Genomic DNA, 25,684 nt, shown 5'->3' with positions numbered 1-25,684 from the left:
AACGCTTCATGAAAACGGCATATAGCCGCTGAGATGAGGCCAGACCTCGAGCGCGCCGCGGTAGCACATGTCGAGCGCGACATAGAGGATGATCACAAAGCCCACATAGGCGATCCAGCGATGCTTCTGCAGCAGCCGGGCGATGAAGCTGGCGGCCACGCCCATCAGCGCTATAGACAGCACCAAGCCGAAGATCAGAATGATGGGATGTTCGCGCGCGGCACCCGCGACGGCGAGCACGTTGTCGAGCGACATCGAGATGTCGGCAATGGTGATCTGCCAGACCGCCTGACCCAGGGTCTTGCGCGGCGGCGTCGACTCCGGCGGATCGTTTGATTCGTCGTCGTCGAGCAGGTTCTCGGCGTCTTGGATCTCCTGGTGCGGCGTGCGCAGCTCGCGCCACATCTTCCAACACACCCAGAGCAGCAGCACGCCGCCGGCCAGCAACAGGCCGATGATCTGCAACAACTGCACGGTGACGCTGGCAAAGGCGATACGCAGCACGGTGGCGGCGATGATACCGATCAGGATCGCGCGGCCGCGTTGCTCCTTGGGCAGGCCCGCCGCAGCAAGGCCGATCACGATGGCGTTGTCACCGGCCAGAACCAGGTCGATCATCACAACCTGGAGGAAGGCGGATAGAGCTTCCGTGCTCATCAGAGCCGCAAATGCTTCGGGCGTCAGAAGGTCGGTCATCGGGCCTCTCCATGCGACGTCCAGTCCGACATCACAGCTCACTTGAACTGCCAGAGGGGCCCGGTCCTGAACGTGGTGTTCCTGAATTAAACCTCATCGAAAAGCTGTCAAGTCCCGTATCGCCGCATCCGGGGGGCGTTCCGCCATGTGTCAAATCTTTGACAGCGCACTGCCGTCGGCGGTGTCGCGCCGGAGTGACTTCCCTTCGAGCGCCGCCGATTGTAGCGTTTGCACAATGTTGTGCAGCGATAGCCGAATGAGGCCATGACCAGAACCGCAAACGCGAAAGCCGCCAAGTCATCCCGCAAAGTCACCGCCAAGAAGGCGTCGGCATCGCCGGCCCGCAAGGCGGCCAGCAAGGCGAAAGCCAAGACCAAAGCCAAGACCAAAGCCAAGACTGCAGATAAGTCCGCTGTTAAGAGCACGGCGAAGTCCGCGGCCAAGCTGCCGGAGTGGAATCTCGCCGATCTCTATCAGTCGATCGATGCGCCGGAGATCGCGCGCGACCTGGCGCAGATCGAAGCCGACTGCATCGCCTTCGAGCAGGATTTTAAGGGCAAGCTCGCCGAGGAGACCGCCAAGGACGGCGGCGGCGCGTGGCTGGCGGCCGCGGTGCGGCGCTATGAGGCGATCGATGATCTCGCCGGCCGGCTCGCCTCCTTTGCCGGGCTGGCGCATGCCGGCGACAGCGTCGATCCGGCGATTACCAAATTCTATGGCGATGTGTCCGAACGGCTGACCGCGGCCTCGTTGCATCTGTTGTTCTTCACGCTCGAGCTGAACCGCATCGATGACGCGGTGATCGAGCGCGCGATGCAGACCCCGGAGCTCGGCCATTACCGGCCCTGGATCGAGGACAGCCGCAAGGACAAGCCCTATCAGCTCGAAGACCGGGTCGAACAGCTATTCCATGAAAAGTCGCAGACCGGCTATTCGGCCTTCAACCGGCTGTTCGATCAGACCATCGCCGGGCTGCGCTTCAAGGTCGGCGGCAAGGAGCTGGCGATCGAGCCGACGCTCAATCTGTTGCAGGATCGCGAACCTGCCAAGCGCAAGGCGGCAGGGCAGGCGCTGGCCAAAACCTTCAAGGCCAATGAGCGCACCTTTGCGCTGATCACCAATACGCTCGCCAAGGACAAGGAGATTTCCGACCGCTGGCGCGGCTTTGAAGACATTGCCGATTCCCGGCATCTGTCGAACCGGGTCGAGCGCGAAGTGGTCGATGCGCTGGTCGCTTCGGTGCGCGCCGCCTATCCGCGGCTGTCGCATCGCTACTACGCGCAAAAAGCGCGCTGGTTCGGCAAGAGCAAGCTGCCGCATTGGGATCGCAATGCGCCGCTGCCGTTCGCCGCCAAGGGCGCGATCGCCTGGTCCGATGCGCAGGACATGGTGCTGCAAGCCTATGATGCGTTTTCGCCGGAGATGGCCCGCATCGCCAAGCGCTTCTTCACCGATCGCTGGATCGATGCGCCGGTGCGGCCGGGCAAGGCGCCCGGTGCGTTCTCGCATCCGACCACGCCCTCGGCGCATCCCTATGTGCTGATGAACTATCAGGGTAAGCCGCGCGACGTCATGACGCTGGCCCATGAGCTCGGCCATGGCGTGCATCAGGTGTTGGCGGCGCGCAATGGTGCGCTGATGGCGCCGACGCCGCTGACGCTGGCCGAGACCGCGAGCGTGTTCGGCGAGATGCTGACCTTCAAGCGGCTATTGGCGCAGACCAAAAACGCCAAGCAGCGCCAGGCGCTGCTCGCCGGCAAGGTCGAGGACATGATCAACACGGTGGTGCGGCAGATCGCGTTCTACAGCTTTGAACGCGCGATCCACAGCGAGCGGCGCCAGGGCGAACTCACCGCCGAGCGGATCGGGCAGATCTGGTTGTCGGTGCAGGGCGAGAGCCTGGGGCCGGCGATCGAGATCAAGCCGGGCTACGAGACGTTCTGGATGTACATCCCGCACTTCATCCATTCGCCTTTCTACGTCTATGCCTATGCGTTCGGCGATTGTCTCGTGAACTCGCTCTATGCGGTCTACGAGCACGCCCAGGAAGGCTTCGCTGAGCGCTACCTGGCGATGCTGGCCGCTGGCGGCACCAAGCATTATTCGGAGCTGCTGGCGCCGTTCGGGCTCGACGCCCGCGACCCGAAATTCTGGGACGGCGGGTTGTCGGTGATCGCCGGGCTGATCGACGAGCTGGAGGCGATGGGGTAGGGCGTCATCCTCGTTGTACATTCTGTACAACAATGTTATACAGAATGTACAACGGCTGGGCCCGGCTGGGGTGCGAACCTGTGTGGGCGCGCTGATGCGCGATCTGAGAGGGAGTGCTCGATCATGACGCTCGAAATCAAGAAGATCGGAAACTCCGTCGGGGTGATCCTGCCGAAGGAACTGTTGGCGCGATTCAACTTGAAGGAGGGCGACAAGCTGTTTCCGGTCGAACAGCCCGATGGCGGCCTATTGCTCACGCCCCACGATCCGGAGTTCGAGAAGGCGATGAAAGTCGCTCGGCGGGGTATGAAGCGTTACCACAACGCGCTCGCCGAACTGGCCAAATGAGCGAACCGTTCTGGCTGACCCGTCAGATGATCGTCGCCATCCACGACGAGCAACTGGCGATTCACGGCGGCGCGGCCGGTTTGCGCGATGAGGGTATGCTAGAGTCTGCGCTCGATCGGGCGCGCAACAAATGGAGCTACGAGGGCGCCGAGCTGCCAGAATTGGCGGCCGCTTATGCCTACGGCATCGCGCGCAACCATCCATTTGTTGACGGTAACAAGCGCACATCGCTGCTGGCGCTCTATACTTTCCTCGGTGTCAACGACATCGATTTCATCGTGCCCGAGGCGGAAGCGGCCGCCATCATCCTTGCGCTCGCCGCGGGCGAGGTGAGTGAGGCGTCGCTGACGCGCTGGATTAGGGACAATTGGCCGGCCTGATCGCCGCGCTGCAACGCTTTCCGGAAGCCTTCAAGGTGCTGCGCGCTACGAATTGCAAGCGCCTCCGAACAGCTCGTCCTGTTCGTGCGTTAAAGGTCACATTCCGTGCGACAGAACAACCGAGCGGCTTTGGAATAAGCCGAAAATGGCAAGGCATAATTGCTGCAGTGCGGTTGCCCTCGCAATAAGATTGCGCTAATCGAAGCCCCACTTCTCGAACATTGTCCGGAGAGACGAATGGCAAAGCACCGCGAAGTTGCCTACTCGACTGCTGGCGGGAACGATTATGTGGCCCACGAGCAGACCTACGAGACCTTCATCAAGCTGGTGAAGTTGGGCAGCGCGGCGGTCGCCACCATCCTGGCTCTGCTGGCAATTTTCCTGACTTGATTCGTAGCGGAGCGCGCCGTTGACGCGGCGCTCTCGTTGGCTTGCTCGCTCACGCGCGGGCTGTGCGCCGCCGGAGGCTCTATGAAGATTGCTGTTGCGAAAGAACTAGATCCAGCTGAACCGCGCGTTGCGGCGACGCCGGACACGGTGAAGAAACTGAAGGCCCTGGGTGCCGACGTTGCGGTCGAACCCGGTGCCGGCATCAAGTCCGGTATTCCGGACGCCGATTTCACTGCGGTCGGCGCCACGGTCAGCGCCGACGCGCTGAAGGATGCCGATGTCGTCTTCAAGGTGAAGCGTCCGGAGGCATCCGAGCTCGCCAAGTACAAGCGCGGTGCGCTGGTTCTGGCGATCATGGACCCCTATGGCAATGACGCGGCGCTGAAGTCGATGGCTGACGCCGGCGTTGTCGCCTTCGCGATGGAGTTGATGCCGCGCATCACCCGCGCTCAGGTGATGGACGTGCTGTCGAGCCAGGCGAACCTCGCCGGCTACCGTGCCGTGATCGACGCCGCCGAGTCGTTCGGCCGCGCCATGCCGATGATGATGACCGCGGCCGGCACCGTGCCCGCTGCCAAGGTGTTCATCATGGGCGTCGGCGTTGCCGGTCTGCAGGCGATCGCCACTGCGCGCCGTCTCGGCGCGATCGTGACCGCGACCGACGTGCGTCCGGCCACCAAGGAGCAGGTGGAAAGCTTGGGTGCCAAGTTCCTCGCCGTTGAGGACGAGGAGTTCAAGAACGCCCAGACCGCTGGCGGTTACGCCAAGGAAATGTCCAAGGAATACCAGGCCAAGCAGGCGGCGCTCACCGCCGAGCACATCAAGAAGCAGGACATCGTCATCACCACCGCGTTGATTCCGGGCCGGCCCGCGCCGCGCCTCGTCACCGCTGAAATGGTGAAGTCGATGAAGCCGGGTTCGGTGCTGGTCGACCTCGCGGTCGAGCGCGGCGGCAACGTCGAAGGCGCCAAGCCCGGTGAAGTCGTCGAGATCGATGGCGTCAAGATCGTGGGCTACACCAACGTCGCCGGCCGTATCGCCGCGTCGGCCTCGGGTCTGTATGCCCGCAATCTGCTGAGCTTCTTCGAGACGATGGTCAACAAGGAGAAGGCGCTGGCGGTGAACTGGGAAGACGAGCTGGTCAAGGCCACCGCTCTGACTCGCGACGGCGCTGTGGTTCATCCGAACTTCCAGCCGAAGACCGCTTAAGGAGAGTAGCTATGGAGCATGTGGTTCAGGCGGTCGATCCGTTTGTGTTTCGGCTGTCGATTTTCGTTCTCGCCGTTTTCGTCGGCTACTTCGTGGTGTGGTCGGTGACGCCCGCGCTGCACACCCCGCTGATGTCGGTCACCAACGCGATCTCCTCGGTGATCGTGGTCGGTGCGCTGCTCGCTGTCGGCGTGTCTCTTGCTGGTGATGACACCGGCCCGTTGTGGGCGCGTGGCTTCGGCTTCGTCGCTCTGATCTTCGCTTGCATAAATATCTTCGGCGGATTCCTTGTCACCCAGCGCATGCTGGCGATGTACAAGAAGAAGCAGAAGTGAGTAGGGGCTTTCGATGAACGCCAATCTTTCCGCACTTCTGTATCTGATCGCCGGCGTCCTGTTCATTCTGTCGCTGCGCGGTCTGTCGTCTCCGGCCACCAGCCGTCAGGGCAACCTGATGGGTATGACTGGTATGGCGATTGCGGTTGCCACCACGCTGGCCGGTCATCCGCCGGCTGACCTGCTCGGTTGGGCCCTCGTGCTCGGCGGCATCGCCATCGGCGGTGGCATCGGCGCGGTGATCGCCAAGCGCGTGCCGATGACCTCGATGCCCGAATTGGTCGCCGCCTTCCACTCGCTGGTCGGTATGGCCGCGGTGCTGGTTGCCGCTGGTGCGTTCTACGCCCCGGCCGCGTTCGACATCGGCGTGAAGGGTGACATCCATGGCGCGAGCCTCGTGGAAATGTCGCTCGGCGTTGCCATCGGCGCGCTGACCTTCACCGGCTCGGTGATCGCGTTCCTCAAGCTCAGCGGCCGTATGAGCGGCGCGCCCATCATCCTGCCGGCTCGGCATGTGGTGAACATCGCGCTCGGCATCATCATGTTCGCGGCGATCGGCGTGCTGGTCGCGACGGGCAATGAATACGCCTTCTGGGTGATCACCGGCGTCTCGCTGCTGCTCGGCATTCTGATCATCATCCCGATCGGCGGCGCCGATATGCCGGTGGTGATCTCGATGCTCAACTCCTACTCGGGTTGGGCCGCGGCCGGCATCGGCTTCACGCTCGGCAACTCCGCGCTGATCATCACGGGTGCGCTGGTCGGCTCCTCGGGTGCGATCCTGTCCTACATCATGTGTAAGGGCATGAACCGTTCCTTCATTTCGGTGATCCTGGGCGGCTTCGGCGGTGAAGCCGCGGCGGCTTCCTCCTCCGGTGGCGAACAGCGCCCGGTCAAGCTCGGCTCGGCCGACGACGCGGCCTTCATCATGAAGAATGCGCAGAAGGTCATCATCGTTCCGGGCTACGGCATGGCGGTGGCACAGGCTCAGCACGCGCTGCGTGAAATGGCCGACGCGCTCAAGGCCGAAGGCGTTGAGGTCAAGTACGCGATTCATCCGGTCGCCGGCCGTATGCCGGGCCACATGAACGTGCTGCTCGCCGAAGCCAACGTGCCGTATGACGAGGTGTTCGAACTCGAGGACATCAACTCGGAATTCGCGCAGGCCGACGTGGCCTTCGTGATCGGCGCCAACGACGTCACCAACCCGGCCGCGGAAGAGGATCCGTCCTCGCCGATCTATGGCATGCCTGTTCTGCAGGTGTGGAAGGCCGGCACCGTGATGTTCATCAAGCGTTCGCTGGCTTCCGGCTACGCCGGCATCGACAACCCGTTGTTCTATCGTGACAACACCATGATGCTGCTCGGCGACGCCAAGAAGATGACCGAGAACATCGTCAAGGGTATGCACTAACCCGATCTGTCGATCTTTCGTCAGGTTTGACCCACGACTTGATCCGGCACCGCTTGCGGGCGGTGCTGGGGTAGACCAAAAAGAGCGCAGCACGCCGATCAGGCTTGCTGCGTTTTTTTGTTTTCAGGATCTATTTATTGCGGAGAACAGACTTTGCCCCGTTCTGGCCAGCCGGTTTCCACTCAGTCGCCCCACAAGGCAGTCGATGCCAACGCGATGGTCGCCGAGGCGGTGCCGTCCCGGTCCGGGCCGCCGTTGTCGTCGTGGCTGTTTCCGGCGCTGGCCCTGACCATGGTTGGCGCGATCACGCTGTTTCATCTGGAATTTGAGCTGAGCGCGCTCGGCCTGACCTTCTCGATGGCACTGCTGCTGGTGCTGTTCGGCACGGTGTTCGCCGCGGTTCATCACGCCGAAACGCTGGCCCATCGCATCGGCGAGCCGTACGGCACGCTGCTGCTGACGCTGTCGGTCACGGTGATCGAGGTGTCGCTGATCAGCTCGATGATGCTCGGCGACAAGGTGGTGCCGACCTTGGCGCGCGACACCGTGTTCGCGGTGATCATGATCGTCTGCAACGGCCTGGTGGGCGCCTGCGTGCTGATCGGTGGCCTGCGCTTTCGCGAGCAGCAATTCAGGGTGACCGGCGCCAGCGTTTATCTGAGCGTCATCGTCGTATTGGCCACCCTGACGCTGGTACTGCCCAATTACACCTTCACCGATCCCGGGCCGGTCTATTCCAGGGCGCAACTGGCCTTTGTCGGCCTGTCGACCGTGGTGCTGTATGGGTTGTTCCTTTATACGCAGACGGTACGCCATCGCGACTATTTCGTCACCGCCGCGCCGGAGTCGGCCAAGCACCAAGACGAGCCGCATCACGACAGCGTGCCGCTCAGCCTCAGTTTGCTGCTGGTGTCGTTGTTCGCCGTGGTGATGCTGGCGGAAAAATTCGCGCATCTCGTCGAGACCACCAGCGAGATGATCGGCGCGCCGATCGCCTTTGCGGGCCTGGTGGTGGCGGTGTTGATCCTGCTGCCGGAGAGCGTCGCCGCGATCGCCGCGGCCCGCCGCAATCAATTGCAGCGCAGTATCAATCTGGCGCTCGGCTCAGCGCTGGCCACGATCGGCCTGACGATCCCGGCGGTGGCTCTGGTGAGTCTCATGCTCGACAAGACACTGACGCTGGGGCTGGAAACCCAGGAGATGGTGCTGCTGGTGCTGACGTTCTTCATCAGCATGCTGACCTTCGGCAATGGCCGCACCAATATCATGTTCGGGCTGGTGCATCTGGTGGTGTTCGCGCTGTTCGTGTTCCTGGTGTTCGTGCCCTGAACGCCGCGACTCGCCGGCCGTCCTTGCCAGGTTAACCGTCAGTTAATGCCGTAGCGAAGAAATACCTAACGAGCGGCAAACTTCACGCCCCATTGCCATCGATCCGTCTCACTTGCTGCGTTAATTGAACGAAAAGCTCCAGCATCGTCGGGGATGGCTGGGAGAGACGGGTAATGCTCAAATACATAGGTAATATTTTCAACACCATCTTGCCGTCGGTGCTGGCGACGGTGATTGGTGCCTACATCGTTAACCACTACGTGCTTGCCAATCGGCCCGAGACACCTCCCGCGGCGGCGAGCAGCGCCAGTGCGCCGGACGCCAAGAAGGCCGATGAGCCTTCGTCCAAGAATGGCAGCGGCGAAACCAAGGCGGTGATGGCACCTGCCGATGGCGAAGCTGGCAAGAGCAAGGCCGAGAAGTCAGACAAGTCGGACAAGCCGGCGGCGCGCGCGTCGCAGAGCACGTCGCGCGACAAGGCGACCGCGGACAAGGCTGATAAGGCCGACAAGACTGACAAGGACAAGGCGGACAAGACCGACCGTGCCGACAAGGCCGCGCCGGCCAAGGCCGTGGCCCCGGTGGTCAGCACGGCGGCGCCGGCGGTCGATTCGGCTGCCAGCAAGGACGAGCGCCGCGACGCGGCCGATCTCGCGCGCGCGGCGATCGAGCGGCTGCGCAGCTCCAATAGTGAAGTGACCCGCGGCTCCGAGCCGCATGTGCTGGAAGTGCCGCGGCAGGAGCCGCCGCGAGTCGAGCCGCAGCGCCTGGCAGCGCCGCCAGCGCCCAATACGGTGGCCGTGGCTGTGCCGGTTGCGCCGGCGCCTGCCGTGGTGCCGGCTCAGCCGCCGGTGACGTTGGCCGCGCCGATGGCCCCGATGCCGCCCGCGTCTGGGCCTGCGATCACGTCATCAGTGCCGACCCCGCCTGAGTCGATCGCGGGGCCGTCGCACCGCGAGGAAGCGCGCCGGCTGACGCCGCCCGCGGAGATTCCTGGTGGCCGGCATAGCGATGCCGACGCCGGTCGCTCGGTTGGCGACGACGTGTTGTCGGCGGCGCAGTCGGTGATTCACGCTGTGATTCCGCGCTAAAGCGGCAAACACGGCGCGGCTCTACAGATCGGCTCTGATGGAATCAGAGCCGCATCTCATTTGATAACAACGTATCTCGGAAATTCGCCATGCCCGCGCCTCGTCGCGGGCATTGACGTTTTGAAGGTTGCTCAACATCCAAGGCGTTGGTGGCGCCGGGCGAGCGAGGCCATGACGCGACAGCAGGCTCAATGGCCGTTGGTATCAGCGCTACAAGATCAGTGGGGGCGGTGATCAGGACTGCCGCGATTCGGGCGGTTCACCCTGCGCCAAAGGGGCATCCACAAACGACAACGCCCGATCCTCGCGGACCGGACGTTGCGTTATCTCATATCATACCAACGGCGATTGATACCAACCTGCCAGTCGTCATGGCCGGGCTCGTCCCGGCCATCCACGCCTTTGATCTTTCAGTGATTTCAAGACGTGGATGCCCGCGACAAGCGCGGGCATGACGGTCATTGGTACGACCCGATGATATCAGGTCAACCGACTGAGCCTGCCGAACGATCGCGCTTATCGAACATCACGCAGCCGAACGACAAAGCGGGCCACGAGGGCCCGCATTGAATAGTCCAGCAGCGCGACGATCGCGACTTAGCGAGCAGCAGCCGGACGTGCGCCAGCGGCACCGCGGCGATCAGCGCCGAAAGCCGGCTTCGGCTTCATCGGCAGCAGGCCTTCGCGCTGCAGCTTCTTGCGGGCCAGCTTGCGTGCACGACGCACGGCTTCCGCCTTTTCGCGGGCCTTCTTCTCAGAGGGCTTCTCGTAATGACCGCGGAGCTTCATCTCGCGGAAAATGCCCTCACGCTGCATCTTCTTCTTCAGCGCCTTGAGAGCCTGATCGACATTGTTATCGCGGACGAGAACCTGCACGCGGCATCCTCTTCATTGATCGGATTGAATTTCTGAAAAAGCGAAGGGCTGACAGGAGGCCACGCCCTCTACCTTGAGGGCCGCCATGTACCAGATCGAAACGTGAAAGTCCACCTTGCCGGGGCGATCTTTCGTCGGATGCGGGGAAAACCGCTGCATCCGGCCGATTTCGACGTCAGCTTGGGGTCGGTTCGGAGCCTCCGGTGACCACGGTGACGTGGCCCATCTTGCGGCCGGGGCGGGCCTCGCGCTTGCCATAGAGATGAACGGTGGCACCGGGGACCGTCAGCCAGCGCGGGAAGTCGTGGACCTCGTCGCCGATCAGATTGGTCATGGTCACCGACCCGTGGCGAACCGCAGGGGCCAGCGGCCAGCCGGCAATGGCGCGGATATGCTGCTCAAACTGCGACACCGAGGCGCCATCCAGCGTCCAATGGCCGGAATTATGCACGCGCGGCGCGATTTCATTGACCAGCACCTGCAGCCCGTCGTCGCTGGGCGCCACGAACATTTCGACCGCCAGCGTGCCGACATAGCCGAGCGCATTGGCGATGGTTTCCGCGATCGCGCGGGCGCGCGCCGCCACATCGTCGGCGATCGCGGCCGGGGCGCGCGAAACCTTCAAGATGTGGTTGCGGTGGTCGTTTTCGGTGACGTCGAACGACACCACCTGGCCGTCGGCGCCGCGGGTCGCGATCACCGAGATTTCGCGCTCGAACGGCACGAATCCCTCGAGAATCGCCGCGCGGGTGTCGAGATTGTCCCAGATCGCGACAAGATCATCGCCGGGCCGGATCATCGCCTGGCCCTTGCCGTCATAGCCGAATCGGCGGGTTTTCAGCACCGCGGGCCGGCCGAGATCGGCCACCGCGTCGTGCAGCTCGGTGGCGGACGACACCGCCCGATAGGGCGCGGTCGGAATGCCGAGGCTGGTGACAAAGTCCTTCTCGATCAGCCGGTCCTGGGTGGTTTCCAAAATCCGGCAATTCGGGCGCACCGGGCGCCGCGCTTCCAGGATGGTGGCGACCGAGGAGGGAATGTTCTCGAATTCGTAGGTGATGACGTCGACGTCGGTGGCAAAGCGCTCCAGCGCCTCGACATCGGCATATTCGGCGCAGGTGGCGTATTGCACCACGTCGAATGCCGGCGAATCCGGATCGGGCGAAAACACCTGGCATTTCAGGCCAAGCCGGGCTGCCGCCAGCGCCAGCATGCGGCCAAGCTGACCGCCGCCGAGGATGCCAATAGTATCGCCGGGCTTCAGCGTCACCCGCTCAGCAGCGCTCACGATGCGGCGCCCTCCGGGCGCTCGGCCACGGCATCGGTCTGCCGCTTGCGCCAAGCCGCCAGCCGGGTGGCCAGCGCCTCGTCCTGCAGCGCCAGCACGCTCGCAGCCAGCAGCGCCGCGTTGACCGCGCCGGCCCTGCCGATCGCCAGCGTGCCGACCGGGATGCCCGCCGGCATCTGCACGATCGAATACAGCGAATCGAGCCCCGACATGGTTTTCGATTCGACGGGAACGCCAAACACCGGCAGTTCCGTCAGCGAGGCGGTCATGCCGGGCAGATGGGCGGCGCCGCCGGCCCCGGCGATCACCACCTGATAGCCCGCGGCCTTGGCGCCTTTGGCGAACTGGTAAAGCCGCTCCGGGGTGCGATGGGCGGAAACGATCTTTGCATGATGCGCAACGCCGAGCGCCGTCAGGGTGTCGGCGGCGTGCCGCATGGTATCCCAGTCCGACTGGCTTCCCATGATGATCGCGACAGGAACGGTCATTCCATCAGTTCTTCCGAATTTCCATGAAGATAGCCAGGAGGGGAGCGAACCACCTCATAAACTGGCAAAGCGACCAGAATGGACTATCCTTTATTCATGAAGAGCGGCAAGCCTTGATTGCATGACCATTCCCTCCAAAGCGACGAAACCAGGAAACCGCCGGTCCCGAGCCGTGGCGGCGCCCGGTGCCGGAGACCCGGCCGCGTCGCCTGGGGGGCCGGAACAGGCGGCCGCGTTGCAGCTCAAGGCCGCCAAACAGCAGATCAAGCGCCTGAAAGCGCAGCTGACAGCGGCGCTCAGCACCATCGACGAGCTGCGGGCCAGCGCCGATACCGACTTCTTGCTAGGTATTCTCAATCGGCGCGGTTTCCAGCGCGAGCTCGATCGCGCGGTCGCCTATATCAAGCGCTATGGCGCCACCGGCGCGCTGATCATGATCGATGTCGATCGGCTGAAACCGATCAATGATCGGTTCGGCCATGCCGCCGGGGACGAGGTGTTGAAGGCGGTGGTCGCCGAGATGCTGCGCCAGGTGCGCGCCTCCGATGTGCTGGCGCGGCTGGGCGGCGACGAATTCGTGCTGCTGCTCTGGAATCTCAGCGAGGCGGACGCCCACGCCAAGGCCGACACTCTCGAAAACGGTGTCGATGCGCTGCGCTTTCAGTTCAGCGGCGAAAGCGCGCAGGCCGGCATTTCGACCGGGGTCGCCATGCTCGGTCCGCAATCTGATGCGCGCGAGGCGATGGCCGCGGCCGACCGCGCCATGTATGCGCGCAAACTGGTGCGCCGTCGCCTGGCGGCTGAGGCGGCTGAATCAGCCGCACAGGAGGTCGCTACGCGATAATGTCGGGGGTGATTTGATCTTCGATGAACGCTATGCGGTCGCGCAGCACCAGCTTGCGCTTTTTCAGCCGCTGTAATCGGAGCAGGTCGGGCGCCGGCGAATGATGCAAAGCATCGATCGCTGCGTCGAGGTCGCGATGCTCCTGCTGCAGCTTGGTGAGCTCGGCGATCAGTTCGCCCTGATCTTCGTCGTTCATGAGGCCGTTGATTTTGGATCGCTGCATTGCGATCGAGGACAGTCGAAACGTGCGGCGAATTATCGCTCCCTGGCGGCAGTCTCGCAAGCAGCACTCGCAAAAGAACGTCAGTGCGCGTGAAAGCAGGCCAAAACCCGGCGCGGTTGCACCACAACATGCGCATTGCCGCAAATCCCTGCGACGCTAGGCCATTCACGGTTCGTTGCCGATGCTCCTTAAGACGCATGACGTTTTTTGGATTTCGATCGACAGACGCATTGAGTGATGTAAACTCACTACTACCTACAGTCTGAAGTTCAATCGCACCGAGGAGGTTGGATATGGCAATTCAGGCGCATCTCGTTGAACTGGAGCGCAAACATAAGCTTCTCGAAAACGAACTGCACGAAGCTCTTGTGCACCTTTCCACCGACGACCTGCGTATCGTTGAATTGAAGCGCCGCAAGCTCCTGGTGAAAGACCAGATCGAACGGCTCCGTCAAAACGTCGACGACACCGTACACTAGTAACTCAACGGGGCGCCGGACCTTCGGCTCACCACTACAACTTGCCCAACGCGGCGTTGTCGTCATCGTAGCCGGCCCCGGCGCCCCGCTTTATCCCCGCCATCCTCCCGCACAATCCCAGCATCGATAGTTTCAGCCAGCCTTGAGGCCGAGTTCTCGCGGTTACGCCAACGCGGCCGCGAGATGGGTCGAGAGCGTTTGCTTGAAACACCTTGGCTGCGACAGTCCGGCTCAAGCACATCGACCAAGATCAGCTGACGCAGCTCAGTTGAGCAGGATCGTTTGATTGAGGCGGGTCGGTCGAGAAGGTCGCCACGCGCGCATCGATCACGACGGGTTATCGGGATGATGCGTTGCTGGTTATCGTGCGCTCTTTGGTCGCGCCATCTCGGCTGAGCATCAGCCAGGTTCGGTTCGCACGCGCGACATCACCGATCACGCCAACACCAGTTTTGCAGCAGCGCGTGTCCTCACCCGACTACGCGCGGCCATGCGTGCGTAGTCTTGGAAGCTTGTGTCCTGCGGCTCCGATTGATCCGTCATGCCCGCGCTTGTCGCGGGTATCCACGTCTTAGTCCAACAACGCTGCCGGATGAGAGACGTGGGTGGCGGGACCAGCCCGGCCATGACGTGCAGAAAGGCGTTTTCAATCGCCGTTGGTGTATGCGCGCGCCGTGGTAGCTGCCTGCGACTCAGCTCGGCTCCGTGTGTGTGCGATCAGAATCGCGGCGCGGCCACGGCCTCGCGTTGATGGTCACGCGCGCTGCAGGACGATGATCATGCCATGGTTGGCGATTGAGCCAGTTCGCCGACCAGATCGGCAATCGCAAGACAGGAGGTCAGGCCAGGCGATTCGATGCCGAACAGATTGATCAGGCCATCGACGCCGTGAGTGCTTCGACCTTGGATTGTAAAATCCTGCACCGCTATCGCTTGCGGTACGATTTTGGGCCGGATGCCGGAATAGGCCGGCACCAGCGCGCCGTCGGGCAGCTCCGGCCAATAGCGGCGGATCGCCGGGTAGAATCGTTCGGCACGCGATGGATCGACCTGGTAGTCGATCTCATCAATCCATTCGACATCGGGGCCGAACCGCGCCTGGCCGGCGAGGTCGAGCGTGAGATGCACGCCGAGCCCGCCCGGCTCGGGCACCGGATAGATCAGCCGTGAAAACGGCGCGCGCACGCTGCAACTGAAGTAATTGCCCTTGGCGTAATACGCGGTGGGGATGTGCTCGCGCGGCATGCCCGTGATGCGCTGCGCGACCGCCGGGGCACTCAGTCCCGCGGCATTGACCAGCAGCCGGCAGCCCAGCGTCATCGGCGCGTCGCCGCCGACATCGACCTCAAAACCCTCGGCAACGACGCGCGCGCTCGCAAACGGCGCGAGAAAAGCGAAGGCCGCGCCGTGATCCTCGGCCTCGCCGCGCAGCGCCAGCATCAGCGCGTGGCTGTCGATGATGCCAGTGGCCGGCGACAGCAGCGCGGCGACGCAGTGCAAGGCCGGTTCGAGCGCGCAGGCCGCATCGCCGCTGAGATCCTGCAGCTCCTCGACGCCATTGGCCTCGGCATGGGCCCGGATCGCCTGCAGCTTGGCGGCTTCGGCCGGGGAGGTGGCCACGATCAGCTTGCCGGTCCTGCGATGCGGAATGCCGTGGTCGCGGCAATAGTCGTACAGCTGGCGGCGGCCGCGCACGCAAAGCTGCGCCATCAGGCTGGCCGCCCGATAATAAATCCCGGCATGGATCACCTCGCTGTTGCGCGACGAGGTCCCGGTGCCGATGGCGTCGGCCGCCTCCAGCACCACGACTTCGCGGCCGGCGAGCGCCAGCTGGCGCGCAATGGCCAGGCCGACCACTCCGGCGCCGACAACGATGCAATCGACTTGGTCCATCAATCACCGCCTCACAAAAAAACTATGCAGCGTAACGGATTTCGCGCCGGAGAGAAGTGTTAACCTTAGCGCGCCAATTGAACAAAACTTGGTCAAATTGGTAGGTTGTGAGCCTCCGCGTTTACTCGATTCATACCTGGACCGCCCATGGTTTTGCCGTAAATCGCTGGGTGGTGCATGGCTGGCAGTAAAAGGGGCGCAGGAGTCGGATCGACCTGGACTCGATCAGGGACGATCGGATGCCTTGCTGCATCGGTGACAATGGGGTCCGCGCGGGCAGGCGAGATCGACAGCTCCATTACGATGGTTGAGCCTGGTTCGTCGCTGCCTGTGTGGGAGCTGTTCATCGGCGGGACCGTTATTCTGTCGTTCCTGGCCGCGGTCACGATCTGGACGATGTCGGCCATGCGCGGCATCAAGCGCGCCAATCGCCGGCGCAGCCTGCTGGTCAATTCCGCGCTTAATCGCCTCAATCAAGGCATGGTGATCATGGATGCAGAAGGCCGGGTGGTCTTCTGCAATGACCGCTATCTCGAGATCTATGAGCTGAGCCGCAACGACCTGCGCGTTGGCATGACCGCCGAAGATCTGCTGGTGCTGCGCCGGCAGCACGGCACGCTCGATGAAGAGACCGAGCAGTTCTATCGCAGCACCGAAGGCAGCGACGAACATTTGTCGCACCTTCCGAACGGCCGGTCGGTGCTGATCAAATATTCGAAGCTGCCCAATGGCGGATCGATTTCCACCCACGACGACTGCACCGAGCAGCGTCAGCTGTCCAAGCAACTCGCCACCACCAAGCAATTCCTGGAATCGGTGATCGACAACATTCCGGTGTGCGTGGTCGCCAAATCGGTAGAGGACGGCCGCTACATCCTCGCCAATCGCGCGTTCGAGCGCTTCTCCCGGCTGCCGCGCGAGCGTGTGATCGGCCGCCGCGCCGATGAGCTGTTCAACGCCGAAACCGCGCAGATCATTCGAGACGCCGATCGCGCCGCCATCGCCGATCTGCGCGTGCCGCTCAAGGCCGAGATGACGATCAATGTCGGCGGCCCGCGCATCATTTCGTCCGATCGGGTGGTGGCTTGCAATGACAAGGGCGAGCCGGAATTCCTGATCGCGCTGTTCGACGACATCACCGAGCGCCATTCGCTGGAGCGCGAACTCGAGAGCGCCAAGAAGTTCCTTGAACTGGTGATCGACAACATCCCGATTTGCATGACCGTGCAGAGCGCGGTCGACGGCCGCTATCTGCTGGCCAATCGCAATTCCGAGGCGATCCTCAATCGGCGCCGCGAGGATGCGCTCGGTCTGTCGGTCGCCGAGATCTTCGATCCGAAGGAAAGCAAGCTGATCGGCGAGCGCGACAGCATGGCGATCAAGCGCCGGCAGCTGCTGACCGAGGAACAGCCAATCAGCACCAAGGACGGCTTGCGGTTGTTCGTCACCCGCCGCCAGACCGTGCTCGATGACCACGGCCAGCCGAAATACCTGATCAAGACCCATGAGGACGTCACCGACCGGCGCCAGACCGAGACCCGGATGGCGCATATGGCGTATCATGACGGTCTCACCGACCTGCCGAACCGCGCCGCGTTCCTGCACTCGCTCGATCAGATGATCGAAGCCTGCCGCGACACCGCGGAGCAGTTCGCGGTGGTGGCGATCGATCTCGATGGCCTGAAAGAGATCAACGATGTGTTCGGCAATACCGTCGGCGACAAGCTGCTGATCGAGGTTGCAGGCAAGCTGCGCTCGACCTGCCGCGGCGGGGTGGTGTCGCGCATCAGCGGCGACGAGTTCGGCCTGATCATCGACGGACCGCAGCCCGATGGCGGATTGGCGATGGCCGATACTGTGGCCAAGGTGCTGGCCAATGGCTTCCTGATCGACGGCAAGGCGATGCGGATCGGCATCACCACCGGCATCTCGGTGTTTCCTAATAATGGCGATGATGCCGCCACGCTGCTCGCCAATGCCGGATCAGCGCTGTTCCGCGCCAAAGCACGGATGCGCGGCTCGGTCTCGGTGTACGAGCCGGAGATGGACCGCCAGATCCGCGATCGCCGGGTGCTGCATCAGGACCTGTCCAAGGCGGTCAAGAACGGCGAAATCTCGCTGTTCTATCAGCCGCAGGCGCGCGGCAGCGGCCCCAATGGCAACAACGAAGTGGTCGGGTTCGAGGCGCTGGCGCGCTGGCGGCATCCGACCCGCGGCTATGTGCCGCCCAGCGATTTCATTCCGCTGGCCGAGGAAAGCGGCCTGATCGTCGAACTTGGCGAATGGATTTTGCGCGAGGCCTGCCGCCAGGCGGCGAGCTGGGCCAATCCGCTGCAGGTCGCTGTCAACCTGTCGCCGGCCCAGTTCCTGAACAGCGATCTGGTCAGTGTGGTGCATACCATCCTGCTCGAAACCGGGCTCAATCCGCGCCGGCTCGAACTTGAGGTCACCGAGGGAGTGCTGATCGAAGATTTCGATCGCGGATTGTCGTTGCTGCGGCGTTTGACCGCGCTCGGCGTCCGCATCTCGATGGATGATTTTGGCAGCGGCTATTCGTCGCTGACCTATCTGCAGGCGTTCCCGTTCGACAAGATCAAGATCGACCGCGCCTTTGTGATGAACCTCGGCCACAATCCGCAATCGGCCGCAATCGTTCGCGCGGTGATCGGGCTCGGCCACGGTCTTGGCGTGTCGATCGTCGCCGAGGGCGTCGAAACCCAACAGCAGCTGCATTTCCTGGTGCAGGAAGGCTGCGACGCGGTGCAAGGATACTACATTGGCAAGCCGCACCCGATCGAGCACTACGCCGAGCTGGTCGGGCTGCCCGAGATCGTTCAGTCGCCGCCGCTCGCCGATGAGCGGATCGCCGAGGAACGTATTGCGGTCTGAACGGATCGCGGTCTGAACGGATCACGGCCTGAACGGGTCACGGCCTGAACGGGTAGCGGCGCCGTCGCCGGCCTGATCGGCGCGACCATCCTGCTGCGGCCAAGCCTGCGGCGGGGCGGCAATCGCACGCACCTCTCCCATCCACATTCCTGTGGCCTGATTGACCCGGCTAGTTGAGTCGCCGCGGCCGATGAGGTTAACCTTGCGTCAACAGTTCGTCCAACGGTACCGTGATCTGAATTGCATGTAATCACCGAAGCACAGGCGACATTGCCTGGATCAACGCTCCTGCACATCGACGGCGTCGAAAAGCGTTTCGGCGGCTTTGTCGCTGTTGATGGCCTGTCTCTGGAAGTCAAAGCAGGAGAATTCTTCGCTCTACTTGGGCCGAGCGGCTGCGGCAAAACCACCTTGCTGCGCATGCTCGCGGGCTTCGAAACCCCGGATTGCGGACGCATCCTGCTGGATGGCACCGACATCGCCGGCGTGCTGCCGCATCGGCGGCCGGTGAACATGATGTTCCAGAGCTACGCGCTGTTTCCGCATCTGAACGTGTCCGACAACATCGCCTTTGGCTTAAAGCGCGCCGGCATGGCGCGCGACGAGATCGCGACCCGCGTTGCGGAAATGGTCGCGCTCGGCCGGCTCGAGGGCCTGGAGCGGCGCAAGCCCAATCAACTGTCCGGCGGTCAGCAGCAGCGCGTCGCGCTGGCGCGGGCGCTGGCGCTGCGGCCGCGGCTGTTGCTGCTCGACGAGCCGCTCGGCGCGCTCGACAAGAAACTGCGCGATTCCACCCAGCGCGAGTTGATGGATTTGCAGCGCCGGCTCGGCACCTCGTTCATCATTGTCACGCACGATCAGGACGAGGCCATGACCATGGCCGACCGGATCGGCGTGATGAATCACGGCCGGCTGGTGCAGGTGGCGACGCCGCGTCAGCTCTACGAACAGCCGGCGTCGCGCTGGGTCGCGGAGTTCGTCGGCGACGTCAACATTTTTGAAGGCCGCATCGAGCGCCGCGAGGATCAGCGGCTGGTGATCGCCTGCCACAACACCGGCGCGATCGTGGCGGCGGCGCCGCGGCAATCGCTGGCCGGCGAGGCGGTGTGCGTCGCGATCCGCCCCGAGAAAATGAAGCTGTCGCGCCAGGGGCCGGCCGAAGCGGCCATCAAGGCCGGTGCGATCAACCGCCTGGAAGGCACGGTCAGCAATCTCGGCTATCTCGGTGACATCAGCAGCTATGGCATTGCGCTCGACGCCGGTGCCACGCTGCGGGTGTCGGTGACCAATACCGCGCGCGTCGATGTCGATGATTTCCGTCCCGGCGAGCGTGTGGTGGTGTGGTTTGAGCCCGACGACTGCGTGGTGCTGGATCCATGAGCACGCGCCAGCTCTTTACCCGTCCGGCGCGGCGCGCGGCGATCGCGCCCTATCTGTGGATGGTGCTGTTCTTCCTGCTGCCGTTTGCGTTTGTCGCGAAGATCGCGCTGTCGCAATCGGCGCTGGCGCAGCCGCCTTATCTGCCGATCTTCGATCTCACCGCGGGCTGGGAAGCGCTCAAGGCGGCCGCGGCGACGCTGTCGCTCGACAATTTCCGGCTGATCTTCTCCGACGAGCTGTACGCCAATTCCTATCTGCGCAGCCTGTTGGTCGCGGCGACGTCCACCACGCTGCTGCTGCTGCTCGGCTATCCGGTCGCCTATGCGATCGCGCGCCTGCCGGCACGCTGGCAGCCGATCGCGATGGTGCTGGTGATCATCCCGTTCTGGACCTCGTTCCTGATCCGCGTCTATGCCTGGATCAACATTCTGCAGCATGACGGCCTGCTCAATCAGGTGCTGATGGCACTGCATGTGATCTCGGCGCCGCTGGTATGGCTGTCGACTGATAGCGCGATGTATATCGGCATCATCTATTCCTATCTGCCGTTCATGATCCTGCCGCTCTATGCCAGCCTCGCTAAATTGCAGCCGAGCCTGCTGGAAGCGGCGCAGGACCTTGGCGCCTCGCCCGCCAAATCGTTCTGGCTGGTGACGTTCCCGTTGTCGCTGCCCGGCGTCGGCGCCGGCGTGCTGCTGTGCTTCATTCCGATCGTCGGGGAATTCGTGATCCCGGACCTTTTGGCCGGTTCCGGCGACATGATGATCGGCCAGACGCTGTGGCTGGAGTTCTTCGCCAACAAGGATTGGCCGCTCGCGGCCGCGATCGCGGTGATGCTGCTCGGCATTCTGCTGGTGCCGCTGCTCGTCTATGAGCACATCCAGCGCCGGCAATTGGAAGGGAAGCAGTGATGGCGGGGCGCGCTCAGCCGGGCCTGTCGCGCTTCAACGTCACCGCGTTGGCGCTCGGCCTCGGCTTTCTTTATCTGCCGATCGTCATTCTGGTGATCTATTCGTTCAACGCCTCGCGCCTGGTGACGGTGTGGGGCGGCTGGTCGCTGCGCTGGTATGTCGAGTTCTTCAACGATCAGGCGATGCTGGCGGCGTCCTGGATGAGCCTGCGCGTCGCGGCGGCCTCGGCGACCGCGGCCACCATTCTCGGCACGCTGGCGGCGATCGCGCTGTCGCGCGGCGCGCGTTTCAAGGGCCGCACGCTGTTTTCCGGCATGCTCTATGCGCCGCTGGTGATGCCGGAGGTGATCACCGGCCTGTCGCTGCTGCTGCTGTTCGTGGCGATCAATGTCGAGCGCGGCTTTTGGACCGTGACGGTCGCGCATACCACGCTGACGATGTGCTTCGTCACCGTGGTGGTGCAGTCGCGGCTCAATTCGCTCGATCGCAGCCTTGAAGAAGCGGCGATGGACCTCGGCTGCAGCCCGGTGCGGGCGTTTCTGTCGGCCTCGCTGCCGCTGATCGCTCCGTCGATCGCGGCCGGCTGGATGCTGGCGTTTACGCTGTCGCTGGACGATCTGGTGATCGCCAGCTTCACCACCGGCCCGGGCTCGGCGACGCTGCCGATCCGGATCTATTCGGAGATCAGGCTGGGCGTGAAGCCGGAAGTGAATGCGATCTGCACGCTGTTCATCGCGCTGATCACCTTGCTGATTGTATCGGCGTCGCTGGCCAGCAAGATTTCGAGTGCGCGCGGCGACAATGCCGCGCGGGCCTGACGCCGCGTTGCGGCGCTGAACCAATCGCGCTTGATCTGCATGATGGCTGGGCTCGTCCCGGCCATCGGCGTTTCTGACACCATCGGGCCTCCCCAATGACCGTCATACCCGCGCTTGTCGCGGGTATCCACGTCTTAAAAGCGGTGCAAGATCAAAGACGTGGATGGCCGGGACGAGCCCGGCCATGACGTGCGGAGTGGTTGGTATCAATCGCCAGATCAGTTGGTCTTGATCAGTTGGTTTTGGCCTCGGGGGCGGCGGGGGCTTCACCCTCGACCGGCGCGGTCTCGGTGGCCGGCTCGGCCTTGGAGCCGGTGAAGCGTTCCAGCACCGAGCGCACCGCGTCGCGGGTCTTGCGATCCTTGACCGAGTCGAGCAGCGGCGCCGAGGCCGGCGAGCGCCGGATCAGGCTTTCCGGATCGGGGAACACCAGCGGATCGTCCCACGGGCCTTGCACCACGAACGGCAGGTCAAAGCCATCACCGCCGCGCGCGGAGGTGATCAGGCCGGCGACGCCGCGCAGATCGAATTCGCGCGCCGGCACCGACGCGGTGCCGGTCATGGTGATCCGCGCGGTCGGCCCCTCGATGCGGATGTCTTCCGCGGTGGCGATGCCCTCGCTGAAGCGCAGCTTCATCGCGAGCGTATCGAACGGCGTTTGACCGGAGCGGAAATTGCCGCCGCCCGACAGCGGCCGGCGCTCAAGCCGCTTCAGCAATTGCTCGACATTGAAGCCGGTGATCGCGCCCTCATGGCCGACCAATGTCGCGGTGCCGTTCAGCGACTGCGCCAGGCCAAACGGGCTCGAGCCTTTCGCCTCAAGCGCGAAGCTGAGATTGCCGCGGCCGGTGATGCGGCGCACGCCGAACAGATCGCTGGCGCAGGCCTGCAGGTTGACGTCGGCGAATTGCAGCTGCGCCTTGACGTCGGCGTCCTCGTCCGCCCGGGCCACCACGAAGGAGCCGGTGGCGATGCCGCCATAGACCTGCGCTTCGCCGATGCTGATCGCGAGCGCGCCCGAGCGCAGATTGACGCCGAGCGCGGTGCGGCCGAGCGCCGAACCGCCGATCGCCACCTTGGCGGCCGACAGCCGCATGTCGATATCGACCGGCAGGCTGCCGCCGAGATCGAACAATTGCCGGTTCCAGTCGCGCGCGCCGTTCGCCAGCAGCCGAAGCGCCGACAGATAGGGGGTGAGATCGACCTTGCCTGCGGCGAGGGTGGCTTGCAGCGTCTGCCGTCCGGTGCCGTTGAAGGTGATCACGCCTTCGGCGACGTTCTTGTCGAGCTCGATATTGACATTGGTGAGCGACACCGACGGCCCGACGACATTGGCGCGCGCTTTCAGCGCGAACACGCCAAGCCCGCCGCGGCCGGGCGGTTCCATGCCGGCCCAGCGCAGCGCATCGCGCAGTGAGCTGCTGTCGGCGGTGACGATGCCTTCCATCATCAGGTTGGAACGGTTGACCACCGTGCCGTCGAACACCAGCTTGATCGGATCGCCAGCCAGACGCAGCCGCAATCCGCTCCGTTCGCCGGACAGCAGCGCGAAAAAGTCGTTGAAACTGACATTGCCTTCGATGCGCTCGCCGCGCCATTCAAAGGCGCCGGTGGCGGCGAAGGTGCGCGAGATCGCCGGCCAGGCCAGCGACAGATTGATCTTGCTGATCGTTCCGGCGGTAACACGGCCGGTTTCGTCCTGATAATTCAGTTCGCCGTCTTCCAGCCGCACTTCCGAGAACGAGACCTTGTCCTCGGCGCCCGGTTTCAGCACGCGCGGCAGCCCGGCGAGAAAACTGTTCCAATTGCTGCCGCCATCGGCGGTGCGCACCACTTCGATCTGCGGACGGGTCAGCACCAGATCCGCGATCTTGAAGCGCTGCAACAGCAGCGGCACGAACTGCAAATTGGCGGTGAGACGCTGCGCCTTCATCATCACCGCATCGGGCGCGTCGCTCGACCGCAGACCGATATCGTTGAACGCGACGTAACTACCGGGAAATACCGATACCTCGACATTGCCATTGAGCACGAGATCAAGTCCGGTCGCAGAACGGATCTGCGCTTCGATGGCAGCGCGCAAGCTGTTGCGATCCAGCATGGCTGGCGCGGCAATGAGGCCGAGCACGGCAACAACCAACAATGCCGCGATCGCAATACCCCAGCGTTTCATTCTTTGGCCCCTTACCAGACAGACATCCAAACGATGTTGAAGCGGGCGGGCCACAGGCCCATTCCGGCCGGCAACTTGCTGTTTTTTCTTGACGCTTTCAAGGCCGCGCCCTGCGGCGCCGGGGCGCTGCCGTCATTGACGGGGTTCGAACAATTTGCCTAGATAGTCGTGGCCCATCTGCGCACGGCATCGTTCGCGGCGGGGTCCAAAATTCAATCACGAGGAAACGTCGCCCTTCCAGTTGTGACGTCGCTAGTCGTATCGCTCCGATCGTGCGTGCGTCGTCATACGGGCTTCATCTGCGCCTCACCTGCATCAGGTACTCAGCATCATGAACAAGGTCTATCCGGACGCCAAATCCGCCCTCGACGGACTTCTCAGAGACGGCATGATGATCATGTCGGGTGGCTTCGGCCTATGTGGCATCCCCGAACATCTGTCCGACGCGATCCGTGATGCCGGCGTCAAAGACCTGACGTTCGTTTCCAACAATGCCGGCGTTGACGGTATCGGATTGAGCCGGTTGCTGGAGACCCGGCAGATCAGAAAAATGATCTCGTCCTATGTCGGCGAGAACAAGCTGTTTGCGCAGCAATTCCTCGCGGGCGAACTGGAGCTGGAATTCGCCCCGCAAGGCACGCTGGCCGAACGGATTCGCGCTGGCGGCGCGGGCATCCCGGCGTTCTTCACCAAGACCGGCGTCGGCACGCTGATTGCCGAAGGCAAGGAGGTGCGGGAGTTCGACGGCGAGAAGTACATCATGGAGCGCGGGCTGTTTGGTGACCTCGCGATCGTGCACGCCTGGAAGGGCGATACCGCCGGCAATCTCGTGTACCGCAAGACCGCGCGCAATTTTAACCCGATGATGGCGACCGCCGCGAAGATCACCATCGCCGAAGTCGAGCATCTGGTGCCGGCTGGCGAAATCGATCCCGATCACGTGCATACGCCCGGCATCTTTGTGCAGCGTATCGTCGAAGTGGGAGCGTCAAAGAAACATATCGAGCAGCGGACCACCCGCAAGCGCAACGCCGCTGCGGCCGCCGGGGAGGAAGTGTAATGGCCTGGACTCGCGATCAGATGGCGGCGCGCGCCGCCAAGGAGCTGCGTGACGGCTTTTACGTCAATCTCGGCATCGGCATTCCGACCCTGGTGTCCAATTTCATTCCCGATGGCGTCGATGTGGTGCTGCAGAGCGAGAACGGCATGCTCGGCATGGGCCCGTTCCCCTATGAGGGCGAGGAAGATCCGGACCTGATCAACGCCGGCAAGCAGACCGTCACCGAGCTGCCGTCGACCAGTTACTTCTCCAGCGCCGACTCGTTCGCGATGGTGCGCGGCGGCCATATCGATCTGTCGATCCTGGGCGCGATGCAGGTCGCGCAGAATGGCGATCTCGCCAATTGGATGATCCCGGGCAAGATGGTGAAGGGCATGGGCGGCGCCATGGATCTCGTCGCCGGCGTCAAGCGCGTCGTGGTGGTGATGGAGCATTCCGCCAAGGATGGCCCAAAACTGCTGAAGACCTGCACGCTGCCGCTCACCGGCGAGCGCGTGGTCGATATGGTGATCACCGATCTTGCGGTGTTCACCATCGACAAGCACAGCGATGGCGGCATGACGCTGATCGAGCTGGCCGATGGCGTCACGCTCGATGAGGTCAAGGACAAGACCGAAGCGTCGTTCAAGGTCGCGCTGTAGCGCGTACTCATAGACGCGAACGTCGCGTCCTAAACCCCACCCGGCCGGCCCGATGGACATCGGGCCGTCCACCCTCCCCACAAGGGGGGGGGGAGAAGAGGGCGCCGCATCTGCGCCACTCACTCATCGCGTGGTGCTGTGAGTGTGGGTTGTATGTGAACTTGATCAGCCGCTGAGTTTGGTTCAGCCTGTGAGTTCGGTCTGGAAATCATCCTTGCCGCCGGCACCATCCCTCCCCCCGCGTAGCGGTGGGGAGGGTGGCCGGCATCGCCGGCCGGGTGGGGGGCTTGTGCTTCCCGTTCACCACCAGCGTGGAAC

The 25,684-nt window shown here is 63.4% G+C and carries 24 protein-coding genes; 17 read left to right on the top strand and 7 right to left on the bottom strand.

Going from position 1 to position 25,684, the window contains the following annotated elements; genetic code table 11:
- Positions 1-6 precede the first annotated feature (6 nt).
- A complete protein-coding gene (locus BJ122_RS10785; protein WP_110781029.1) occupies positions 7-696 on the bottom strand; it encodes a TerC family protein in 690 nt (229 codons plus the stop codon).
- Positions 697-960: 264 nt separating this feature from the next.
- Between BJ122_RS10785 and BJ122_RS10780 the strand changes: the two genes are divergently transcribed.
- From BJ122_RS10780 to BJ122_RS10740, 9 genes are all read left to right on the top strand, one after another.
- Positions 961-2,907 carry a M3 family oligoendopeptidase gene (locus BJ122_RS10780; RefSeq protein WP_110781028.1) on the top strand — a complete coding sequence of 649 codons (1,947 nt, stop codon included), beginning with the start codon at positions 961-963 and terminating at the stop codon, positions 2,905-2,907.
- Between the two features lie 123 nt (positions 2,908-3,030).
- Complete coding sequence (locus BJ122_RS10775; RefSeq protein ID WP_110781027.1) at positions 3,031-3,255, top strand: AbrB/MazE/SpoVT family DNA-binding domain-containing protein; 225 nt, start codon at positions 3,031-3,033, stop codon at positions 3,253-3,255.
- The gene (locus BJ122_RS10770) at positions 3,252-3,635 is read left to right on the top strand and encodes a type II toxin-antitoxin system death-on-curing family toxin (RefSeq protein ID WP_110781026.1); all 384 of its coding nucleotides are present in this window, start codon (positions 3,252-3,254) and stop codon (positions 3,633-3,635) included. Before BJ122_RS10775 ends, BJ122_RS10770 begins: the two co-directional genes overlap by 4 nt.
- A gap of 237 nt (positions 3,636-3,872) precedes the next feature.
- Positions 3,873-4,025: an aa3-type cytochrome c oxidase subunit IV gene (locus BJ122_RS10765; protein ID WP_110781025.1), complete on the top strand. Its 153-nt coding sequence runs from the start codon at positions 3,873-3,875 to the stop codon at positions 4,023-4,025.
- Between the two features lie 81 nt (positions 4,026-4,106).
- Positions 4,107-5,234, top strand: coding sequence for a Re/Si-specific NAD(P)(+) transhydrogenase subunit alpha (locus BJ122_RS10760; RefSeq protein ID WP_110781024.1), 1,128 nt, complete (start codon positions 4,107-4,109; stop codon positions 5,232-5,234).
- Between the two features lie 11 nt (positions 5,235-5,245).
- Positions 5,246-5,569 (top strand): proton-translocating transhydrogenase family protein, encoded by a 324-nt coding sequence (locus BJ122_RS10755; RefSeq protein WP_110781023.1) that lies wholly within the window; start codon positions 5,246-5,248, stop codon positions 5,567-5,569.
- 13 nt (positions 5,570-5,582) lie between these two features.
- A complete protein-coding gene (locus BJ122_RS10750) occupies positions 5,583-6,983 on the top strand; it encodes an NAD(P)(+) transhydrogenase (Re/Si-specific) subunit beta (RefSeq protein ID WP_110781022.1) in 1,401 nt (466 codons plus the stop codon).
- 231 nt (positions 6,984-7,214) lie between these two features.
- The gene (locus BJ122_RS10745; RefSeq protein ID WP_430694774.1) at positions 7,215-8,312 is read left to right on the top strand and encodes a calcium:cation antiporter; all 1,098 of its coding nucleotides are present in this window, start codon (positions 7,215-7,217) and stop codon (positions 8,310-8,312) included.
- Between the two features lie 173 nt (positions 8,313-8,485).
- Positions 8,486-9,403: a hypothetical protein gene (locus tag BJ122_RS10740; RefSeq protein ID WP_110781020.1), complete on the top strand. Its 918-nt coding sequence runs from the start codon at positions 8,486-8,488 to the stop codon at positions 9,401-9,403.
- Between the two features lie 597 nt (positions 9,404-10,000).
- Here BJ122_RS10740 and rpsU read toward each other — a convergent pair.
- From rpsU to purE, 3 genes are all read right to left on the bottom strand, one after another.
- A complete protein-coding gene (gene rpsU / locus BJ122_RS10735) occupies positions 10,001-10,279 on the bottom strand; it encodes a 30S ribosomal protein S21 (RefSeq protein ID WP_103011122.1) in 279 nt (92 codons plus the stop codon).
- 175 nt (positions 10,280-10,454) lie between these two features.
- On the bottom strand, positions 10,455-11,567 hold the full coding sequence (locus BJ122_RS10730; protein ID WP_110781019.1) for a 5-(carboxyamino)imidazole ribonucleotide synthase: 1,113 nt from the start codon (positions 11,565-11,567) through the stop codon (positions 10,455-10,457).
- Positions 11,564-12,055 carry a 5-(carboxyamino)imidazole ribonucleotide mutase gene (gene purE / locus BJ122_RS10725; RefSeq protein ID WP_110781018.1) on the bottom strand — a complete coding sequence of 164 codons (492 nt, stop codon included), beginning with the start codon at positions 12,053-12,055 and terminating at the stop codon, positions 11,564-11,566. Before purE ends, BJ122_RS10730 begins: the two co-directional genes overlap by 4 nt.
- Positions 12,056-12,290: 235 nt before the next feature.
- Between purE and BJ122_RS10720 the strand changes: the two genes are divergently transcribed.
- Positions 12,291-12,899 (top strand): GGDEF domain-containing protein, encoded by a 609-nt coding sequence (locus BJ122_RS10720; protein WP_430694772.1) that lies wholly within the window; start codon positions 12,291-12,293, stop codon positions 12,897-12,899.
- Here the strand turns inward: BJ122_RS10720 and BJ122_RS10715 are convergent.
- Positions 12,889-13,095, bottom strand: coding sequence for a YdcH family protein (locus BJ122_RS10715; protein ID WP_110781067.1), 207 nt, complete (start codon positions 13,093-13,095; stop codon positions 12,889-12,891). The two genes, BJ122_RS10720 and BJ122_RS10715, sit on opposite strands and share 11 nt — an antisense overlap.
- A gap of 320 nt (positions 13,096-13,415) precedes the next feature.
- Here BJ122_RS10715 and BJ122_RS10710 point away from each other — a divergent pair, with 320 nt between their 5' ends.
- Positions 13,416-13,601 (top strand): YdcH family protein, encoded by a 186-nt coding sequence (locus BJ122_RS10710; protein WP_027276498.1) that lies wholly within the window; start codon positions 13,416-13,418, stop codon positions 13,599-13,601.
- Positions 13,602-14,378: 777 nt separating this feature from the next.
- Here the strand turns inward: BJ122_RS10710 and BJ122_RS10705 are convergent.
- Positions 14,379-15,494, bottom strand: a complete 1,116-nt coding sequence (locus BJ122_RS10705) for an NAD(P)/FAD-dependent oxidoreductase (protein ID WP_110781016.1) — start codon at positions 15,492-15,494, stop codon at positions 14,379-14,381.
- A 177-nt stretch (positions 15,495-15,671) separates the two neighbouring features.
- On the opposite strand from BJ122_RS10705, the gene BJ122_RS10700 reads away from it, so the two are divergent.
- The 4 genes from BJ122_RS10700 (at position 15,672) to BJ122_RS10685 (ending at position 21,492) form a co-directional block, all read left to right on the top strand.
- Positions 15,672-18,383 (top strand): sensor domain-containing protein, encoded by a 2,712-nt coding sequence (locus BJ122_RS10700; RefSeq protein WP_110781015.1) that lies wholly within the window; start codon positions 15,672-15,674, stop codon positions 18,381-18,383.
- Positions 18,384-18,653: 270 nt separating this feature from the next.
- Positions 18,654-19,763 carry an ABC transporter ATP-binding protein gene (locus BJ122_RS10695; protein ID WP_347337807.1) on the top strand — a complete coding sequence of 370 codons (1,110 nt, stop codon included), beginning with the start codon at positions 18,654-18,656 and terminating at the stop codon, positions 19,761-19,763.
- On the top strand, positions 19,760-20,674 hold the full coding sequence (locus tag BJ122_RS10690) for an ABC transporter permease (protein ID WP_110781014.1): 915 nt from the start codon (positions 19,760-19,762) through the stop codon (positions 20,672-20,674). Before BJ122_RS10695 ends, BJ122_RS10690 begins: the two co-directional genes overlap by 4 nt.
- Positions 20,674-21,492, top strand: a complete 819-nt coding sequence (locus BJ122_RS10685; protein ID WP_110781013.1) for an ABC transporter permease — start codon at positions 20,674-20,676, stop codon at positions 21,490-21,492. Before BJ122_RS10690 ends, BJ122_RS10685 begins: the two co-directional genes overlap by 1 nt.
- A 232-nt stretch (positions 21,493-21,724) precedes the next feature.
- Here the strand turns inward: BJ122_RS10685 and BJ122_RS10680 are convergent, their stop codons facing one another.
- On the bottom strand, positions 21,725-23,665 hold the full coding sequence (locus BJ122_RS10680) for an AsmA family protein (RefSeq protein WP_110781012.1): 1,941 nt from the start codon (positions 23,663-23,665) through the stop codon (positions 21,725-21,727).
- A gap of 331 nt (positions 23,666-23,996) precedes the next feature.
- On the opposite strand from BJ122_RS10680, the gene BJ122_RS10675 reads away from it, so the two are divergent.
- Together BJ122_RS10675 and BJ122_RS10670 are read left to right on the top strand one after the other, a co-directional pair.
- A complete protein-coding gene (locus BJ122_RS10675; RefSeq protein WP_027276505.1) occupies positions 23,997-24,725 on the top strand; it encodes a CoA transferase subunit A in 729 nt (242 codons plus the stop codon).
- On the top strand, positions 24,725-25,366 hold the full coding sequence (locus BJ122_RS10670) for a CoA transferase subunit B (RefSeq protein WP_027276506.1): 642 nt from the start codon (positions 24,725-24,727) through the stop codon (positions 25,364-25,366). The genes BJ122_RS10675 and BJ122_RS10670 overlap by 1 nt, the downstream gene beginning before the upstream one ends.
- The last annotated feature ends 318 nt before the right edge of the window (positions 25,367-25,684 follow it).

The sequence above is a fragment of the Rhodopseudomonas faecalis genome, assembly GCF_003217325.1.
Lineage (GTDB): Bacteria > Pseudomonadota > Alphaproteobacteria > Rhizobiales > Xanthobacteraceae > Rhodopseudomonas > Rhodopseudomonas faecalis.
This window is presented reverse-complemented; position numbering and strand designations above follow the sequence as displayed.